Raw genomic sequence first — 17,454 nt, 5'->3', positions numbered from 1 at the left:
CACGGCTCGTCGTCCGCTCCGGCCACCGTGATAGACCGGGTGCCAGCAGCGGTCGTCGACGCACCGCCCCGAACGGACCGGAGGAACCGTGCCCCGCACCCTGGCCAACGCCCCGATCATGATTCTCAACGGGCCCAACCTGAACCTGCTCGGCCGGCGCCAGCCCGAGATCTACGGCAAGGACACGCTGGCCGACGTGGAGGCACGGTGCGCCGAGGCGGCGGCCGAGCACGGCGGCACGGTGGACTTCCGGCAGTCCAACCACGAGGGCGAACTGGTCGACTGGATCCACGAGGCACGGCTCGGCCACTGCGGGATCGTCATCAACCCCGGGGCGTACTCGCACACGTCGGTGGCGATCCTGGACGCGCTGAACACCTGCGACGGCATGCCCGTCCTGGAGGTGCACATCTCCAACATCCACCAGCGCGAAGCGTTCCGGCACCACTCCTACGTGTCGCTGCGCGCGGACGGTGTCATCGCCGGCTGCGGGGTGCAGGGCTACGTGTTCGGCGTGGAGCGGGTCGCAGCCCTGCTGGGGGCGGCGCGCGCGGACGCGTAGCTCCGGGCGGGGTCGCTACAGCCGGCCCGCCTCCACGATCCTTCGCAGGAAGCGCCGGGTGCGTTCCTGCTGCGGGTCGCCGAAGACCTGCTCGGGCGTGCCGCGCTCCAGCACCACCCCGCCGTCCAGGAAGCACACCTGGTCGGCGACGTCCCGGGCGAAACCCATCTCGTGCGTCGCCAGCACCATGGTCATGCCCTCGTCCTTCAGGCCGCGCACCACCTCCAGCACCTCGCCCACGAGTTCGGGGTCGAGCGCGGCCGTGACCTCGTCCAGCAGCAACAGCCGGGGCCGTACGGCCAGAGCCCGCACGATCGCCACACGCTGCTGCTGGCCGCCGCTGAGCCGGTCCGGGTACGCGTCCGCCTTGCCGGCCAGGCCGAGGCGCCCCAGCAGCCCCCTGGCGCTCTCCTCGGCCTCCTGCCGGGAGACGCCGTGCACCCGGCGCGGTGCGAGCGTGATGTTGTCGAGCACGGTCATGTGCGGGAAGAGGTTGTAGGCCTGGAAGACCACGCCGATACGGCGGCGCACCGCGTCCTGGTCGGCACGCGGGTCGGTGAGCTCCTCGCCGTCCAGCCAGATCGCGCCGTCGTCGATCTCCTCCAGGAGGTTGGCACAACGCAGCAGCGTGGACTTGCCCGAGCCGGAGGCGCCGATCAGCGCGGTCACGGTGTGCGGGGCGACCTCGAGGCCGACGTCCCGCAGGACGACCGAGCCGCCGAAGGTCTTGCGCACGGACTCCATCCGCAGCACGGGCGCGCCGCTCTCCGGGGTGCTCACAGTGGTGCTCACAGGGATCCTCCCCAGGTCTTCACAGGGATCCTCCCTGAGCCCGCTGCCTGTCCATCCTGGCCGTCACCCAGTCCGTGAAGCGGGTCATCGGGATGGTCAGCGCCACGAACACCAGCCCCGCGACGATGTACGGCGTGTAGTTCAGACTGCGGCCTGCGATGATGTCGGCCGCGCGGACGGCGTCCACCGCGCCGCCGATCGAGACCAGGCCGGTGTCCTTCTGCAACGACACGAGGTCGTTGAGCAGCGGCGGCACCTGCCGGCGCACCGCCTGGGGCAGGACGACGTGGCGCAGTGCCTGCCGGTTGGTGAGGCCCAGCGAGCGGGCCGCCGCGCGCTGTGAGGGGTGGACGGACTCGATGCCGGCCCGGAAGACCTCGGCCACGTACGCCGAGTACGTCAGGGTCAGCGCCGTACCGCCCAGCAGGACCGGATCGACCGTCACGCCCTGGAGCCGCAGCGCGGGAACGCCCAGGACCACGATCATCAGGTTGATGATGAGAGGAAGGCCGCGGAAGAAGTCGGTGTACGCAGCGGCCAGCACCCGGAGCGGGAAGAAGACCGGGCCCCGCAGGGTCCGGGCGACGGCGATCAGCATGCCGAGGACCAGGACGGCGACGCCGCAGACCAGCAGCAGCCGGACGTTCAGCCACAGACCTTCGAGGACCTTCGGGAATGCCTCGCGCGCGTAGTGGGCGCTGAAGAAGGTCTCCTTGGTGCGCGGCCAGCCCGGCGCGCCGACGACGACCAGGTACAGCACGGCGGCCGTGACGAGCGTGGAGAGGGCCGCGACGGCCGTGGCGCGGCGGGCACGCGCGCGCTGGTAGCGCTCGCGCGCCAGCCGCCGCTCGGAGGGCACGTAGCCGTCGCCCGAAACGCCGTCACCCCGGGCACCGTCACCGGAAGCGCCGTCCTCGGTGGCGTCCGCCAGGTCACGCTTGTCGTCCGCCCCCTCCCGGGCCGGCTCGCCCCGGGTGACCGTCACTTGAGCACCGGGGCGTCGACGGCGTCCGAGAGCCACTGCTTCTCGATCCGGGCCAGCGTGCCGTCCTCGCGCAGGGCGTCGACGGCGCGCGTCACGCAGGGGGTCAGCGCGCTGCCCTTGTCCAGCACGAGCCCGAACTGCTCGGGCGTGCCGCCCTGGTTCTCGAACTGGCCGACGATCTTCGCCTCCGTCACCTCGGCCGCGGTGATGTAGAAGGCGGTCGGCAGATCGGTGACGACGGCGTCCACCTGCCCGTTCCGCAGCGCGGACTTGGCCTGGTCGTTCTTGGCGTAGACGGCGGGCTGCCGGGCCGGCTTCACCACGTCGGTGATGTAGTCGAGGCTCGTGGTTCCCACCTGGGCGCCCAGCTTCAGCTTCTTCAGGTCCGCGAGGCCTGTCGCCCCGGCGGCCTTGCCGTCCTTCAGCGCGATGACGGCCTGACGCACGTCGTAGTAACCGGAGGAGAAGTCCACGGCCTTCTTGCGCTCGGCGCTGATCGACACCTGGTTGATGTCGAAGTCGAAGGTCTTCACGCCCGGCGCGAACGCCTTGTTGAACGGCACGCTCTGCCACACGACCGCGCTCTTGCCGTAGCCCAGTCGCTTGGCCACGGCGTAGGCGACCGCCGACTCGTACCCCTTGCCGTCGGCGGGCTTGCCGTCCTTGAACCAGGGCTCGTAGGCCGGTTCGTCCGTCGCGACCGTCAGCTTGCCCGACGTCTTGGTGGTGAGCCCGTCCTTCGCGCAGTTCTTGGCGGCCGGTCCGGACGGGGCCGCCGACGCCTTGTTCTCGGGCTGCGGCGCACAGCCGACAGCGGTGGCGAGCAGAGCTGTGGTCGCGGCGGCTACCGCGCGACGCAGGAGGCGAGGAGCAGGATGCATGGCGGGAGAGTGGCAGCGGACGACGCTTATGTCCATGTCACGGCGGTGGTTGTCCGCATACTGGGAACGGGTGTTGCGGCCGTGTGAACGCGGGGGAACACGGCGACTCACGCGCGCGTGCCCGCGCCCGGGCCGCCGGCCGAGGGCGGGGCGGAAGACCGGCGGCCCCTGCCGCGCAGGGAGCCGTCATCCTGTGCGTCCCCGGTCGACCGCCTGGCACTGCTCCACGGGAGCGCGCACACGCGCCGGGCGCGGGGCGTACGAGCAGGGCGCACGCCCCGCGTGGAGGCAGGGTGCGCGCGCCGGTCGCGGTCGCGTCCCCGCACGTACGGGTGCCTGCGCAACGCCTCGGTGAGCCGCCCCGCCTCGCCGGACGCTCACAGCCACGCGCGCCGGTGTGAGCGACCACGCGCGCCGCTCACCACCCGCGCGCGTGCCACTCCGGCAGGTGCGGCCGCTCCGCGCCCAGCGTGGTGTCGTCGCCGTGCCCGGGGTAGACCCACGTCTCGTCCGGCAGCGCGCCGAAGATCTTCGTCTCCACGTCGTGGATCAGGCTGGCGAACGCCTGCGGATCCTTGCGCGTGTTGCCGACCCCGCCCGGGAAGAGACAGTCGCCGGTGAACACGTGCGGATGGCCGTGCGGGTCGTCGTAGATCAGCGCGATGGAACCGGGGGTGTGCCCGACCAGGTGGCGCGCGGTGAGCTGCACCTGGCCCACCTTGATGACGTCGCCGTCGTCGACGAGGACGTCGGTGGGCACCGGGATGCCGGGGGCGTCGTCGCGGCCGGCGTAGGTGCGCGCGCCCGTGCCGGCGACGACCTCGGCGAGCGCCTGCCAGTGGTCGCCGTGCCGATGTGTGGTGACGACGGACGCGATGCCGTCGTCACCGATCATGGCCAGGAGTGTCTCCGCCTCGTTGGCGGCATCGATCAGAAGCTGCTCGTCGGTGGCCCGGCAGCGCAGCAGATAGGCGTTGTTGTCCATCGGGCCGACCGCGATCTTGGTGATCATCAGGTCTTTCAGCTCGTGCACATCCGCCGGTCCGCCGACCTTGACCTCTCCGGAGTACGTCATGGCGGCCAGCCTATAGCGGGGGAGGCCCGGCGGCAGACGGCTGCCGTCCTACAGCGGGGGCAGCTTCGGCAGCGCGCCGCCCCGTACCTCCAGCGCCGCCCCGTCGCGGCGCCCGGCGAGCCAGCCCATCAGGTCGGCCGGCCGTCCGGTGACGGTGACCTCGGGCACGTCCGCCTCGCGGCCGGTGCTCCACGCGCGTGTGCCGTCCGTGATCCGGGTCGCGGGGACCTCGGGGCGCCCGGCGAACCGCTGTGCGAGGAAGCCGGTCTCCCGCTCCAGGAACTCCGCCGGAAGATGCTCCAGCTCGTAGCCTGCTCCGAGGTCGACGTGGTGCAGTTCCACCTCCGCCCAGCGCCGGAAGGGGATCCGGGCCGCCGAGTCGGTGACCCCGTTGCGCAGCTCCACGGTGCGCGTCCAGTCCGCGGGCGTGTCCCCGGCCGCCCGGAAGCGGGCCGCGCTCTCCCGGACGTCGGCGAGCTGGGCCGCCACGGGGCGCGGGGCGTCGCGCTCGATGTCGGCGTCGCGCTGTTCGGCGCTCGCGTACATGGGACGCCCTTCCAGGACGTTCACGAGCGCGTCGGCGTTGCGGGCGAGGTGGGCGAGCACATGCCCGCGGGTCCAGCCGGGTAGCCGTGACGGCAGGGAGAGTGACGCGTTGTCCAGTTCGGCGACCGCGGTGAGGAGCCGGTCGGTCGCGTCACGTACACAGGCCAGGTCATGAGCGTGATCAATCATGGTGCTGACCCTAGTCCCGCCACACCTTCGGGTGAAGGTGAGGAACCTCGCCCGCAAATCGAAAGCACGTGCTATATCGTCGAAGGTGGCGTCGGGCATGCTGGAGGGTCGGGGGTTGTTATGCAACCGGGCAATCCGACCGGCGTTGTCAGTGGCTCCCCCTAGTCTGAAGAAGCTCGGGGGCCCCGCCCCTGTCACTTCTCTAGAAAGGTGCGGACCGGCGTGGCCGACCGTCTCATCGTCCGTGGCGCGCGCGAGCACAACCTGAAAAACGTGTCGCTCGACCTGCCTCGTGACTCGCTCATCGTCTTCACGGGCCTGTCCGGGTCGGGCAAGTCCTCCCTGGCCTTCGACACCATCTTCGCCGAGGGCCAGCGCCGTTACGTGGAGTCGCTCTCCTCGTACGCACGGCAGTTCCTCGGGCAGATGGACAAACCCGACGTCGATTTCATCGAGGGCCTCTCCCCGGCGGTCTCCATCGACCAGAAGTCGACCTCCCGCAACCCCCGCTCGACGGTCGGCACGATCACCGAGGTCTACGACTACCTGCGTCTGCTCTTCGCGCGCATCGGCAAGCCGCACTGCCCCGAGTGCGGCCGCCCGATCTCGCGCCAGTCGCCGCAGGCGATCGTGGACAGGGTCCTGGAGCTCCCGGAGGGGAGCCGCTTCCAGGTGCTGTCCCCGCTGGTGCGCGAGCGCAAGGGCGAGTTCGTCGACCTCTTCGCCGACCTCCAGACCAAGGGCTACTCCCGCGCGCGCGTCGACGGCCAGACCGTCCAGCTCTCCGAGCCGCCGGCCCTGAAGAAGCAGGAGAAGCACACCATCGAGGTGGTCGTGGACCGCCTCACGGTGAAGGACTCCGCCAAGCGCCGCCTCACCGACTCCGTGGAGACCGCCCTCGGCCTGTCCGGCGGCATGGTCGTGCTCGACTTCGTGGACCTCCCCGAGGACGACCCCGAGCGCGAGCGCATGTACTCGGAGCACCTCTACTGTCCGTACGACGACCTCTCCTTCGAGGAGCTGGAGCCCCGCTCCTTCTCCTTCAACTCGCCCTTCGGCGCCTGCCCCGAGTGCACCGGCATCGGCACGCGCATGGAGGTCGACCCCGAGCTGATCGTCCCGGACCCCGACAAGTCCCTGGACGAGGGTGCCATCCACCCCTGGTCGCACGGGCAGAGCAAGGACTACTTCAGCCGCCTGATCGGCGCCCTCGCGGACGCCCTCGGCTTCCGCACGGACATCCCCTTCGCCGGTCTGCCGCAGCGCGCCAAGAAGGCCCTGCTCCAGGGCCACAGGACCCAGATCGAGGTGCGGTACCGCAACCGGTACGGCCGCGAGCGCGTCTACACGACCGCCTTCGAGGGCGCGGTGCCGTTCGTGAAGCGCCGGCACAGCGAGGCCGAGAGCGACGCCAGCCGCGAGCGCTTCGAGGGCTACATGCGCGAGGTGCCCTGCCCCTCCTGCGAGGGCACGCGTCTGAAGCCGATCGTCCTCGCGGTCACGATCATGGGCAGGTCGATCGCCGAGATCTCCGCGATGTCGATCAGTGACTGCGCGGAGTTCCTGGGCGAACTGAAGCTGAGCGCCCGCGACAAGAAGATCGCCGAGCGGGTCCTGAAGGAGGTCAACGAGCGGCTGCGTTTCCTGGTCGACGTCGGCCTGGACTACCTCTCGCTCAACCGCGCGGCCGGCACCCTCTCCGGCGGCGAGGCCCAGCGCATCCGCCTGGCCACCCAGATCGGCTCCGGCCTCGTCGGCGTCCTCTACGTCCTGGACGAGCCCTCCATCGGCCTGCACCAGCGGGACAACCACCGGCTGATCGAGACCCTCGTCCGGCTGCGTGACATGGGCAACACGCTCATCGTCGTGGAGCACGACGAGGACACCATCAAGGTCGCCGACTGGATCGTGGACATCGGCCCCGGCGCGGGTGAGCACGGTGGCAAGGTCGTGCACAGCGGTTCCGTGAAGGAACTGCTCGCCAACACCGAGTCGCAGACCGGCGCGTACCTCTCGGGCCGCAAGTCGATCCCGCTGCCGGACGTGCGCCGCCCGCTCGACCCGTCCCGGCAGCTCACCGTGCACGGTGCCCGCGAGAACAACCTGCAGGACATCGACGTCTCCTTCCCGCTCGGTGTGTTCACGGCCGTCACCGGCGTCTCCGGATCCGGCAAGTCGACGCTCGTCAACGACATCCTGTACACGCACCTGGCACGCGAGCTGAACGGCGCCCGGACCGTCCCCGGACGCCACACGCGCGTGGCGGGCGACGACCTGGTCGACAAGGTCGTGCACGTCGACCAGTCGCCGATCGGCCGCACCCCGCGGTCCAACCCGGCGACGTACACCGGTGTCTTCGACCACATCCGCAAGCTGTTCGCCGAGACCACCGAGGCGAAGGTCCGTGGCTACCTGCCGGGGCGCTTCTCCTTCAACGTCAAGGGCGGCCGCTGCGAGAACTGCTCCGGTGACGGCACCATCAAGATCGAGATGAACTTCCTGCCGGACGTCTACGTCCCGTGCGAGGTCTGCCACGGCGCCCGGTACAACCGGGAGACCCTGGAGGTTCACTACAAGGGCAAGTCCATCGCCGAGGTGCTGAACATGCCGATCGAGGAGGCCATGCACTTCTTCGAGGCGGTCCCGGCGATCTCCCGGCACCTGAGGACGCTGAACGACGTCGGTCTCGGCTACGTCCGCCTCGGCCAGTCCGCCACCACCCTCTCCGGTGGTGAGGCGCAGCGCGTCAAGCTCGCCAGCGAACTCCAGAAGCGGTCCACCGGACGCACGGTCTACGTCCTGGACGAGCCGACCACCGGTCTGCACTTCGAGGACATCAGCAAGCTGCTCACGGTGCTCGGCGGGCTGGTCGACAAGGGCAACACGGTCATCGTCATCGAGCACAACCTGGACGTGATCAAGACCGCCGACTGGATCGTGGACATGGGTCCGGAGGGCGGCGCCGGCGGTGGCCTGGTGGTCGCGGAGGGCACGCCGGAGGAGGTCGCCGGAGTCCCGACCAGCCACACGGGCAAGTTCCTGCGCGAGATCCTCGGCGCCGACCGCGTCAGCGACGCGGAACCGGTCAAGCCGCGGACCACGACGGCACGGAAGACCGCCGCCGCCAAGTCACCGGCGAAGAAGACGGTGACGGTCCGGGCCAACAGCACGCCGGTCGAGAAGACCGCCACGGCCACGAAGAAGGCGACGCCCGCGAAGAAGGCCACGCGGGCCCGCAAGGCCTGAGCCGGCCGGACCGGGAGGCGGTCAGGAACGCCCTTCGGCCCGGCTGACGCACCATCAAAAAGTCGGCGCCCCGCGGGAACTCCCCGCGGGGCGCCGTTCGTTCCCTCGGCAACCAGCCCGGTCCTGCGATCCGACAGGTCCCCGCACACCGCAGGACCGGCCGTACCTTGTCAACAGCACAGGGAGATCAGACCGCTCACGGCGCGGCCCGCCCGCCCAGCTCGGCCGCGTACGGCGGCTCGGCCCCCGCCCGCGAGCAGGTCACCGCCGCCGCGCGGGCCGCGAAACGCAGCAGCCGGGCCCAGCCCTCCGTCCCGAGGGCGGCGAACGCCTCCGGCGTCAGCGCGTCCTGCACGGCCAGTCCGTGCAGCAAGGCCGCGTTCACCGTGTCACCGGCGCCGATGGTGTCCACGACACTGACCTTCTCACCGGGCGCGGAGTGCTCCCCGCCGTCCTGGGTGAACACGGTCAGGCCGTCGCCGCCCCGGGTGAGCACCACGGCCGACGGTCCCGCCGCCAGCCACGCGCGCGGGGTGCCGCCGAGCCACGCGGCATCCTCCTCGGACAGCTTCAGCAGCGTCACCGAGGGCAGCCAGCTCTCGAAACGCGCCCGGTAGGCGTCCGCGTCCGGGATCAGCCCCGCCCGCACGTTGGGGTCGAGGGCGGTGAAGAGCCCCTGCCCCGCAGCGGTGCGCATCAGCTCCTCGTAGGCGCTCGCCCCCGGCTCCAGGGCGAGCGAACAGGTACCGAAGGACACCGCGCGTGTACCGGCGGGCAGAGTCACCGGGCCGGAGAACAGACGGTCGGCGGTGCCGTCGACATAGAAGGAGTAGGCGGCCGAGCCGGCGGCGTCGACCGTGGCCACCGCGAGGGTCGTCGGCTCCGGCCCCCGCTGAACGCCGGACACGTCGACCCCGGCCCGCCGCAGCCCGTCCAGCAGGGCCTCACCGAAGGCGTCGTTCGACGCCCGGGAGCAGAAGGCGGTGCGGGAGCCGAGCCGCCCGAGGGCCACGGCGGTGTTGTAGGGGCCGCCGCCGAGCGCCGGTTTCAGCACCGCGAGGGCACCGGGGCCCTGCGGTACGAGGTCGATCAGTGCCTCACCGGCAACGACGATCATGCGGCGGTTCCCTCCTTGGCCCGAGTGGTGAGCGGCCCCGATCCCTGCGCCGCCTGAGTCGTGAACCGGCCCGACACCTCCGCCGGCTCCGGGTGGTACCGGACTGATCCGCGCCCTGAGGCCGCCGACCGAGCCGTGCCCGGCCTGCGCCTCAGGCAGGCCGGACCGGGACGGTATCTCACCCTCTCACCCCGCGTAAACGCGCACGTGAGCACCTGCCGCCCCTCGGGTCCGAAGCGGTCCCTTCCCCCGGGTATCGTCGCCCTGCACACACCTTGACCTGTGGAGAGCCAGATGCCCGCCCACTCCTCGGCAAGCCGCCGTACCGTCCTTCGAGGAGCCGCCGCTGCCCCGGTCGCCGGGCTCGGCCTGACCGCGTGCTCGGCACCGGGCGGGAGCGGGCCGGCTGCGGCCACCCCGACCGCACCGGTCGATCTCGGTGCCGAGACCGAGGTCCCCAAGGGCGGCGCCCAGCTCTACCAGGACCACAACGTCGTGGTCAGCCGCGACCGGAACGGCACGCTGAAGGCGTACAGCACGATCTGCACGCACGCCGGGTGCCCTATCAACAAGCTGCGGGGGACGACTCTGGTCTGCCCCTGCCACGGCAGCGAGTTCGACGCCGTGACGGGCGAGGTGGTCCAGGCGCCGGCCACCGAGCCCCTGGGCGCGCTGACGGTGAAGGCCGCGAACGGCAGGATCATCGCCGGCCCGGCAGTCTGACGGAAGGCTGCCCGGAGCGGTCCGCGGTCGCCCGGAGTCACGCGCTCGCCCGCCCCGGACACCCGGCCCTGCCCCGGCCGCCGGAAGCCGCCCGCCCGTTGCCCGGACCGGCCGCCCAGAGCGGCCGCGCCGTAACCGTCCCGGCCGCCGGAAGCCGCCCGCCCGTCGCCGGAGCCGCCCAGACCGGCCGCCGGAAGCCGCCCGCCCGTCGCCGGAGCCGCCCGGACCGGCCGCCCGTGATCGTCCCGGCCCGGTCATCCCGTCGCAGCGCTGCGAGCAGGTAGATCCCCGGCTCCCGTCGTCCTCGGCGCGGCGGCCTGCCGGGTGGTTCCGCTCATCAGGGCACGGGCGGAGAGGGGTCCGTCACTCCCACTCCCAGGCGATCCCCACGATGCCCGGCCGGATGCGCGGCTCCACCACGTGGGCACAGTGGTGCATGCCGGTCACGGCGAGTTCCTGCCGGCCGCTGCGCGGAGCCGCCGGCGAGTGCTGGGCGAAGCGGTGGCAGCGCACCGGCAGAGCGGCCGGGTCGAAGCGCACCTGGAGCGCGTACTGGCCACCGGGGGAACCGAACCGCTGGAGATGCTCGCGAGCGGTCCCCGCCGTGCCGTCCTCGACGGCGTACCGGAAGAGGAACGTGTCGCCGGAACGCAACCGGGTGTCGAACAGCAGCTCGACCACCAGTACCCCGGTGTCCTGGTCCCAGCGGAGGCGCCCGGTGCGGCAGTTCTCCAGGGCCCGCACGGTCATCCGGCGCGGGTCACAGCCCCGGTCACCGTGGTGAACGGCGACGAAGCGGTCGACGCCGTCGCGGTGGGCCCGCACGATGTGATGGGCCTCGCGGCCGGCCAGCTCGCGCCGGGCGCCGATCCGGACACATTCGTGGTGCCCCAGGGTGTGCAGCCCGCCGTCCACGGACCAGCCCAGGTCGGCGGTGAGCCGGTCCAGGACGTCCGAGGTCTCGACCTGGGAACGGTAGGAGCGGCCCCCCGGCCGGCCGGCCGTCGAGCGCTCGTCGGCCTCGGCGAGGAGCCGGATCAGTGACTCGTCCGGCAGCTGGAGTATTTCCTCCAGCGCCCGTACGGCGCGCAGCGACTCCGGGCGCTGCGGGCGGCGGGCGCCCTGCTGCCAGTAGCTCAGGCTGGTCACGCCCACCTTGACCCCGCGGCGTGACAGATGGTGCTGCACGCGCTGGAGCGGCAGTCCGCGTGCGGCGATCGCGGCGCGCAGCGCCACGTGGAAGGGGCCGCCGCGCAGGGCCGTGTCGAGTTCCGCGGTGGGGACGTCCGCGTGCTCTGTGGCATGCCGCATGCCGAGGGGCCTTTCTGTGAGGTGTCACTCCGGCTGGTCAGACCGTCTGTGCGAGTCCGCGGGGCCACCCCCGTGGGCGCTGCGGACGCCCGTGGCCGGGCAACCGCGCCCGTGTGCGTGCGTGCACGGCCCCGGGTTCCCCCGCATTGAAGCGTGTTGACCAGAACCCGACAACACCTAGCGCCCCACCGTCGTGGACGACTGGCCGGACCTCACCGTCCCGCGGCCGGGGGAGGCGGGGGGCGGGCGTGGCGCGCGGCGCCGGTGAGGAGGTGCCGTCGACAGGGGCGCGGACTTCGCGGCGGGGGTGCCGCCGACGCACTTCCGGGTGCCGCACGAGGGCGGGCGTCGTCCACAGGCGCGACGCGGTGTCGGTGCCCGCCAGTAGGGTGTGAGACATGGCCGATCCCTCCAGCTACCGCCCCAGGCCGGGAGACATCCCGGACTCTCCCGGGGTGTACAGGTTCCGTGACGAGCACCGCCGGGTGATCTACGTCGGGAAGGCGAAGAGCCTGCGCCAGCGCCTGGCGAACTACTTCCAGGACCTGGCGAACCTGCACCCGCGCACCCGGACGATGGTGACCACCGCAGCGTCCGTGGAGTGGACCGTGGTGTCCACGGAGGTGGAGGCGCTCCAGCTGGAGTACTCCTGGATCAAGGAGTACGACCCCCGGTTCAACGTCAAGTACCGCGACGACAAGAGTTACCCCTACCTCGCGGTGACGATGAACGAACAGTTCCCGCGGGTGCAGGTGATGCGCGGTCACAAGAAGAAGGGCGTCCGGTACTTCGGTCCGTACGCGCACGCCTGGGCCATCCGGGACACCGTCGACCTGCTGCTGCGGGTCTTCCCGGTGCGCACCTGCTCGGCCGGTGTCTTCAAGAACGCCACCCGTACCGGCCGCCCCTGCCTGCTCGGCTACATCGACAAGTGCTCCGCCCCCTGTGTCGGCCGGATCACCCCCGAGGACCACTGGGACCTGGCCGACGAGTTCTGCGACTTCATGACCGGCCGCACCGGCACCTACCTGCGCCGCCTGGAGAAGCAGATGGCGGAGGCGGCCGAGGAGATGGAGTACGAACGGGCGGCCCGCCTGCGCGACGACATCGGGGCCCTGAAGAAGGCCATGGAGAAGAACGCGGTCGTGCTCGCCGACGCGACCGACGCCGACCTCATCGCCGTCGCCGAGGACGAGCTGGAGGCGGCCGTCCAGATCTTCCACGTACGCGGCGGCCGGGTCCGCGGCCAGCGCGGCTGGGTGACCGACAAGGTCGAGGAGGTCACCACCGGCGCCCTGGTCGAGCACGCCCTCCAGCAGCTGTACGGCGAGGAGACCGGGGACGCGGTCCCCAAGGAGGTGCTCGTCCCGGCCCTGCCGGAGCCGGTCGAGCCGGTCCAGGAGTGGCTGGCCGCCCGCCGTGGGGCGAACGTCTCGCTGCGCATCCCGCAGCGCGGCGACAAGAAGGCGCTCATGGAGACCGTGCAGCGCAACGCCCAGCAGTCTCTCGCCCTGCACAAGACCAGACGCGCCTCCGACCTGACCACCCGCTCGCGTGCGCTGGAGGAGATCGCCGAGGCCCTCGGCCTGGACAGCGCCCCGCTGCGGATCGAGTGCTACGACATCTCGCACCTCCAGGGCGACGACGTGGTGGCCTCCATGGTCGTCTTCGAGGACGGCCTCCAGCGCAAGAACGAGTACCGCCGCTTCCAGATCAAGGGCTTCGCCGGCCAGGACGACGTCCGCTCCATGCACGAGGTGATCAGCCGGCGCTTCAGGCGCTACCTGGCCGAGAAGGAGAGAACGGGGGAGTGGGCCGACGGCGCCGGCACCGAGGAGGTGCTCACCGACGGCGACGGCGCGCTGACCGGCACGGACGTGGTCACCGGCTCCCTCAAGGACGACGACGGGCGTCCCAGGAAGTTCGCGTACCCGCCGCAACTGGTCGTCGTCGACGGCGGTCAGCCGCAGGTCGCGGCGGCCCGGCGCGCCCTGGACGAGCTGGGGATCGACGACATCGCGGTCTGCGGTCTCGCCAAGCGCCTGGAAGAGGTCTGGGTGCCCGGCGAGGACGACCCGGTGGTCCTGCCCCGCACCAGCGAGGGCCTCTACCTGCTCCAGCGGGTCCGTGACGAGGCCCACCGGTTCGCGATCACCTACCAGCGGACCAAGCGCGCCAAGCGCTTCCGGTCCGGCCCGCTGGACGACGTGCCCGGGCTCGGCGAGACCCGCAGACAGGCGCTCATCAAGCATTTCGGCTCGGTGAAGAAGCTGCGGTCCGCCACCGTCGAGCAGATCCAGGAAGTGCCCGGGATAGGCCGGAAGACGGCCGAGACCATCGCCGTGGCCCTCGCCCGGGCGGTCCCGGCCGCACCCGCCGTGAACACGGCGACCGGAGAGATCATTGAGGACGAGGAACCCGGCACGACGGGGGGTTCCTCGGGGGAGCCCGTGACCGCGGGCCCCCCGGACGGACGACGGGGGCAGGAGACATGACCGAGCACGACGCACAGCCCACAGCGCGGCGAGAACAGCCGCACAGCGACACGGGCGACGATGTCGTCCGGCAGGACGCCGGCCAGGGAGCGGGCGAGGACAACGGAGCACAGGTGAGTACGGGCAGCGAGACAGCCGGGGCCCCCGAGGCGGCCATCCCCGAGCTGGTGATCATCTCCGGCATGTCCGGAGCGGGCAGATCCACGGCCGCGAAGTGTCTGGAGGACCTCGGCTGGTTCGTCGTGGACAACCTCCCGCCCGCGCTCATCCCCACCATGGTGGAGCTGGGCGCCCGGTCGCAGGGCAACGTGGCGCGGATCGCGGTCGTCGTGGACGTCCGCGGCCGGCGCTTCTTCGACAACCTGCGCGAGTCCCTCGCCGACCTGGACACCCGGGGCGTCACCCGCAGGATCGTCTTCCTGGAGTCCTCCGACGAGGCGCTCGTGCGCCGCTTCGAGTCGGTGCGCCGGCCGCATCCCCTCCAGGGCGACGGCCGCATCGTGGACGGCATCGCCGCCGAGCGGGAGCTGCTGCGCGAGCTGCGCGGCGACGCCGATCTGGTGATCGACACCTCCAGCCTGAACGTGCACGAGCTGCGCGCCAAGATGGACGCCCAGTTCGCGGGCGAGGAGGAGCCCGAGCTGCGGGCCACCGTGATGTCCTTCGGCTTCAAGTACGGCCTGCCGGTCGACGCCGACCTGGTCGCGGACATGCGGTTCCTGCCCAACCCGCACTGGGTCCCGGAGCTGCGCCCGTACACCGGCGTCAACGAGGAGGTCGCCGCCTACGTCTTCAACCAGCCCGGCGCGAAGGAGTTCCTCGACCGGTACGCCGAGCTGCTGCGGCTCATCGCGGCCGGCTACCGCCGCGAGGGCAAGCGGTATGTGACCATCGCCATCGGCTGTACCGGCGGCAAGCACCGCTCGGTCGCGATGTCGGAGAAGCTCGCCGCGCGGCTCGCGGCCGAGGGCGTGGAGACGGTGGTCGTACACCGGGACATGGGACGGGAATGACGGGACGTACACCGCGGCTGGGCAGGCTGCGCCGGATGGTGCCCGAGGCCCGTGCCGGCCGCCCGGCCGAGGTCCGTGGGGGCCGGCCCCGGCGTCGCGGCGCCCAGCCCAAGGTGGTCGCGCTCGGCGGCGGCATGGGCCTGTCCGCGTCGCTCGCGGCGCTGCGCCGGATCACCGGCGATCTCACCGCCGTCGTCACCGTGGCCGACGACGGCGGTTCCAGCGGCCGGCTCCGGGACGAACTGGGCGTGCTGCCGCCCGGCGATCTGCGCAAGGCACTGGCCGCGCTGTGCGGGGACGACGACTGGGGCCAGACCTGGTCCCGGGTCATCCAGCACCGCTTCCACTCCAGGGGCGACCTGCACGACCACGCGGTCGGCAACCTGCTGATCGTCGCCCTGTGGGAGCAGCTCGGCGACCATGTACAGGCCCTCGACCTGGTCGGCAGGCTGCTCGGGGCGCACGGGCGCGTGCTGCCCATGTCGGCCGTACCGCTGGAGCTCCAGGCCCTGGTCAAGGGGCACGACCCGGAGCGCCCGGACGACGTGGACACGGTCCGCGGGCAGGCGACCGTGGCCCTCACGCCCGGCGAGGTGCAGTCGGTGCACCTGGTGCCGCACGACCCGCCGGCCGTGCCGGAGGCCGTGGCGGCGGTCCGGGACGCGGACTGGGTGGTCCTCGGCCCCGGCTCGTGGTTCTCCTCGGTGATCCCGCACCTGCTCGTCCCCGAGTTGCTCGACGCCCTCACCGAGACCAAGGCCCGCCGTGTGCTCTCGCTGAACCTGGTGCCGCAGCCGGGAGAAACCGAGGGCTTCTCACCGCAGCGTCATTTGGAGGTTTTGGGGCGACACGCCCCTAAACTCGCCCTGGACGTGGTGCTGGCCGACGAGGCCGCCGTGCCCGACCGTGACTTGCTCACCGAGGCCGCCAAGCGGCTGGGAGCCGCGGTCGAGCTGGCGCCGGTGGCCCGGACCGACGGAACGCCCCGGCATGATCCGGAGCTGTTGGCCGCCGCGTACGACCGTATTTTTCGGATGCATGGAAGGATCGGCCCATGGCGATGACGGCAGCGGTGAAGGATGAGATCTCCCGGCTCCCCGTCACCCGGACCTGCTGCAGGAAGGCAGAGGTCTCCGCCGTTCTGCGGTTCGCCGGCGGCCTCCATCTGGTGAGCGGGCGCATCGTGATCGAGGCGGAACTGGATACCGCGATGGCGGCGCGCCGGCTCAAGCGGGACATCCTGGAGATCTTCGGCCACAGTTCCGAGCTGATCGTGATGGCGCCCGGCGGGCTGCGCCGCGGCTCGCGGTACGTCGTACGGGTGGTCGCGGGCGGTGACCAGCTGGCCCGCCAGACGGGGCTCGTGGACGGGCGGGGCCGTCCGATCCGCGGGCTGCCCCCGCAGGTGGTCTCCGGGGCCACCTGTGACGCGGAGGCGGCCTGGCGCGGGGCCTTCCTGGCGCACGGCTCGCTGACCGAGCCCGGCCGCTCCTCCTCCCTGGAGGTGACCTGCCCGGGCCCGGAGGCCGCGCTCGCGCTGGTCGGCGCGGCCCGCAGACTGTCGATCGCCGCGAAGGCCCGCGAGGTGCGCGGTGTGGACCGGGTGGTCGTCCGGGACGGTGACGCGATCGGCGCCCTGCTCACCCGTCTGGGCGCACACGAGTCGGTGCTGGCCTGGGAGGAACGCCGGATGCGCCGGGAGGTACGGGCAACCGCCAACCGGCTCGCCAACTTCGACGACGCCAATCTGCGTCGTTCGGCCCGCGCCGCGGTGGCTGCCGGGGCCCGGGTCCAGCGCGCCCTGGAGATCCTCGGGGACGAGGTACCGGAGCACCTCGCCGCCGCCGGACGGCTGCGCATGGAGCACAAGCAGGCCTCCCTGGAGGAGCTGGGCGCGCTCGCCGACCCGCCGCTGACGAAGGACGCGGTCGCGGGCCGGATCCGCCGCCTGCTGGCGATGGCCGACAAGCGCGCCTCCGACCTGGGCATCCCGGGCACGGACGCCAACCTCAGCGAGGAGCTGGCGGACAACCTGGTCGGCTGACGACACGTCAATCTCTCCATGCCGGGGCCCGGTCGGGGCCTCGGCACCGGTCGTTCCGCGCTCGGACCCCCTCCGTCGCGTGTCCGTGAAGCGCTCTTGACTCGATCAAGGAGTGACATGAGCCTGGCAGCCTGTTCGCCGCTGTGGCGGACCACCGCTAGGGCCCTTCTTCCGGATCGGGCCGGCTCGGGCCGGCCTCGCCTCCTGGCCGGCCCGAGCGGGGCCTGGTGCGTGCGGCTGCGAGGCGGAGGGGGAGGTCGACGCGATGGTGGTCCCCCCGCGTGAGCGCAGCCGAGCGTGGCGGAGTCGGCGAGTGACGACGACGCCGCGGATGTGCGTGCCGGACCCCGCGACCGCGGCAGGATCCGGAAGACAGGTCCTAGGTCGTGTCCGCAAAGTGTCGGCGTCGTTGGTCTGTGCGTGGTGCGTCGTCATGAGCTGACCGATGAGTCGTGGGCGTTGATCGAGCCGTTGC

Annotated in this window: 14 protein-coding genes; 7 read left to right on the top strand and 7 right to left on the bottom strand. The window is 71.9% G+C overall.

What is annotated here, in order from left to right:
* The first annotated feature begins 88 nt into the window (after nt 1-88).
* Entirely contained in the window at nt 89-562 is a 474-nt protein-coding gene (gene aroQ / locus ACF1BE_RS00070) for a type II 3-dehydroquinate dehydratase (protein WP_392196681.1), read from the top strand.
* 15 nt (nt 563-577) lie between these two features.
* Here aroQ and ACF1BE_RS00065 read toward each other — a convergent pair whose 3' ends face one another.
* The 5 genes from ACF1BE_RS00065 to ACF1BE_RS00045 all read right to left on the bottom strand — a co-directional run bounded on the left by ACF1BE_RS00065 (nt 578) and on the right by ACF1BE_RS00045 (nt 5,030).
* Complete coding sequence (locus ACF1BE_RS00065; protein ID WP_392197381.1) at nt 578-1,306, bottom strand: amino acid ABC transporter ATP-binding protein; 729 nt, start codon at nt 1,304-1,306, stop codon at nt 578-580.
* A 67-nt stretch (nt 1,307-1,373) separates the two neighbouring features.
* A complete protein-coding gene (locus tag ACF1BE_RS00060; RefSeq protein WP_392196680.1) occupies nt 1,374-2,339 on the bottom strand; it encodes an amino acid ABC transporter permease in 966 nt (321 codons plus the stop codon).
* On the bottom strand, nt 2,336-3,220 hold the full coding sequence (locus ACF1BE_RS00055; RefSeq protein WP_392196679.1) for an ABC transporter substrate-binding protein: 885 nt from the start codon (nt 3,218-3,220) through the stop codon (nt 2,336-2,338). Before ACF1BE_RS00055 ends, ACF1BE_RS00060 begins: the two co-directional genes overlap by 4 nt.
* A gap of 418 nt (nt 3,221-3,638) precedes the next feature.
* The gene (locus tag ACF1BE_RS00050) at nt 3,639-4,295 is read right to left on the bottom strand and encodes an MBL fold metallo-hydrolase (RefSeq protein ID WP_392196678.1); all 657 of its coding nucleotides are present in this window, start codon (nt 4,293-4,295) and stop codon (nt 3,639-3,641) included.
* 48 nt (nt 4,296-4,343) lie between these two features.
* The gene (locus ACF1BE_RS00045; protein WP_392196677.1) at nt 4,344-5,030 is read right to left on the bottom strand and encodes a maleylpyruvate isomerase family mycothiol-dependent enzyme; all 687 of its coding nucleotides are present in this window, start codon (nt 5,028-5,030) and stop codon (nt 4,344-4,346) included.
* Nucleotides 5,031-5,252: 222 nt separating this feature from the next.
* Between ACF1BE_RS00045 and uvrA the strand changes: the two genes are divergently transcribed.
* The gene (gene uvrA / locus ACF1BE_RS00040) at nt 5,253-8,276 is read left to right on the top strand and encodes an excinuclease ABC subunit UvrA (protein ID WP_392196676.1); all 3,024 of its coding nucleotides are present in this window, start codon (nt 5,253-5,255) and stop codon (nt 8,274-8,276) included.
* A 196-nt stretch (nt 8,277-8,472) separates the two neighbouring features.
* Here the strand turns inward: uvrA and ACF1BE_RS00035 are convergent, their stop codons facing one another.
* Complete coding sequence (locus ACF1BE_RS00035; RefSeq protein WP_392196675.1) at nt 8,473-9,393, bottom strand: carbohydrate kinase; 921 nt, start codon at nt 9,391-9,393, stop codon at nt 8,473-8,475.
* Nucleotides 9,394-9,687: 294 nt separating this feature from the next.
* On the opposite strand from ACF1BE_RS00035, the gene ACF1BE_RS00030 reads away from it, so the two are divergent.
* The gene (locus ACF1BE_RS00030; RefSeq protein ID WP_392196674.1) at nt 9,688-10,116 is read left to right on the top strand and encodes a Rieske 2Fe-2S domain-containing protein; all 429 of its coding nucleotides are present in this window, start codon (nt 9,688-9,690) and stop codon (nt 10,114-10,116) included.
* Nucleotides 10,117-10,479: 363 nt separating this feature from the next.
* Here the strand turns inward: ACF1BE_RS00030 and ACF1BE_RS00025 are convergent, their stop codons facing one another.
* Nucleotides 10,480-11,427, bottom strand: a complete 948-nt coding sequence (locus tag ACF1BE_RS00025) for a hypothetical protein (protein ID WP_392196673.1) — start codon at nt 11,425-11,427, stop codon at nt 10,480-10,482.
* Between the two features lie 398 nt (nt 11,428-11,825).
* Here ACF1BE_RS00025 and uvrC point away from each other — a divergent pair, with 398 nt between their 5' ends.
* From uvrC to whiA, 4 genes are read left to right on the top strand one after another with little or no spacing between them, the layout of a single operon-like run.
* Nucleotides 11,826-13,922: an excinuclease ABC subunit UvrC gene (gene uvrC / locus ACF1BE_RS00020; RefSeq protein ID WP_392196672.1), complete on the top strand. Its 2,097-nt coding sequence runs from the start codon at nt 11,826-11,828 to the stop codon at nt 13,920-13,922.
* On the top strand, nt 13,919-14,935 hold the full coding sequence (gene rapZ / locus ACF1BE_RS00015) for an RNase adapter RapZ (RefSeq protein WP_392196671.1): 1,017 nt from the start codon (nt 13,919-13,921) through the stop codon (nt 14,933-14,935). Before uvrC ends, rapZ begins: the two co-directional genes overlap by 4 nt.
* Nucleotides 14,932-15,999: a uridine diphosphate-N-acetylglucosamine-binding protein YvcK gene (gene yvcK / locus ACF1BE_RS00010; RefSeq protein ID WP_392196670.1), complete on the top strand. Its 1,068-nt coding sequence runs from the start codon at nt 14,932-14,934 to the stop codon at nt 15,997-15,999. The genes rapZ and yvcK overlap by 4 nt, the downstream gene beginning before the upstream one ends.
* Nucleotides 15,990-16,979, top strand: a complete 990-nt coding sequence (whiA, locus tag ACF1BE_RS00005; protein WP_356820968.1) for a DNA-binding protein WhiA — start codon at nt 15,990-15,992, stop codon at nt 16,977-16,979. The genes yvcK and whiA overlap by 10 nt, the downstream gene beginning before the upstream one ends.
* The last annotated feature ends 475 nt before the right edge of the window (nt 16,980-17,454 follow it).

The sequence above is a fragment of the Streptomyces sp. NPDC014991 genome (assembly GCF_043080665.1).
In the GTDB taxonomy this organism is placed as follows: domain Bacteria; phylum Actinomycetota; class Actinomycetes; order Streptomycetales; family Streptomycetaceae; genus Streptomyces.
This window is presented reverse-complemented; position numbering and strand designations above follow the sequence as displayed.

Bases quoted from the DNA above. Each gene is read 5' to 3' on its own strand.
- ACF1BE_RS00050 (WP_392196678.1), bottom strand. From the start codon at position 4,295: ATGACGTACTCCGGAGAGGTCAAGGTCGGCGGACCGGCGGATGTGCAC.
- ACF1BE_RS00065 (WP_392197381.1), bottom strand. From the start codon at position 1,306: ATGGAGTCCGTGCGCAAGACCTTCGGCGGCTCGGTCGTCCTGCGGGAC.
- whiA (WP_356820968.1), top strand. From the start codon at position 15,990: ATGGCGATGACGGCAGCGGTGAAGGATGAGATCTCCCGGCTCCCCGTC.
- ACF1BE_RS00035 (WP_392196675.1), bottom strand. From the start codon at position 9,393: ATGATCGTCGTTGCCGGTGAGGCACTGATCGACCTCGTACCGCAGGGC.
- rapZ (WP_392196671.1), top strand. From the start codon at position 13,919: ATGACCGAGCACGACGCACAGCCCACAGCGCGGCGAGAACAGCCGCAC.
- ACF1BE_RS00045 (WP_392196677.1), bottom strand. From the start codon at position 5,030: ATGATTGATCACGCTCATGACCTGGCCTGTGTACGTGACGCGACCGAC.
- yvcK (WP_392196670.1), top strand. From the start codon at position 14,932: ATGACGGGACGTACACCGCGGCTGGGCAGGCTGCGCCGGATGGTGCCC.
- ACF1BE_RS00055 (WP_392196679.1), bottom strand. From the start codon at position 3,220: ATGCATCCTGCTCCTCGCCTCCTGCGTCGCGCGGTAGCCGCCGCGACC.
- ACF1BE_RS00025 (WP_392196673.1), bottom strand. From the start codon at position 11,427: ATGCGGCATGCCACAGAGCACGCGGACGTCCCCACCGCGGAACTCGAC.
- ACF1BE_RS00030 (WP_392196674.1), top strand. From the start codon at position 9,688: ATGCCCGCCCACTCCTCGGCAAGCCGCCGTACCGTCCTTCGAGGAGCC.
- uvrC (WP_392196672.1), top strand. From the start codon at position 11,826: ATGGCCGATCCCTCCAGCTACCGCCCCAGGCCGGGAGACATCCCGGAC.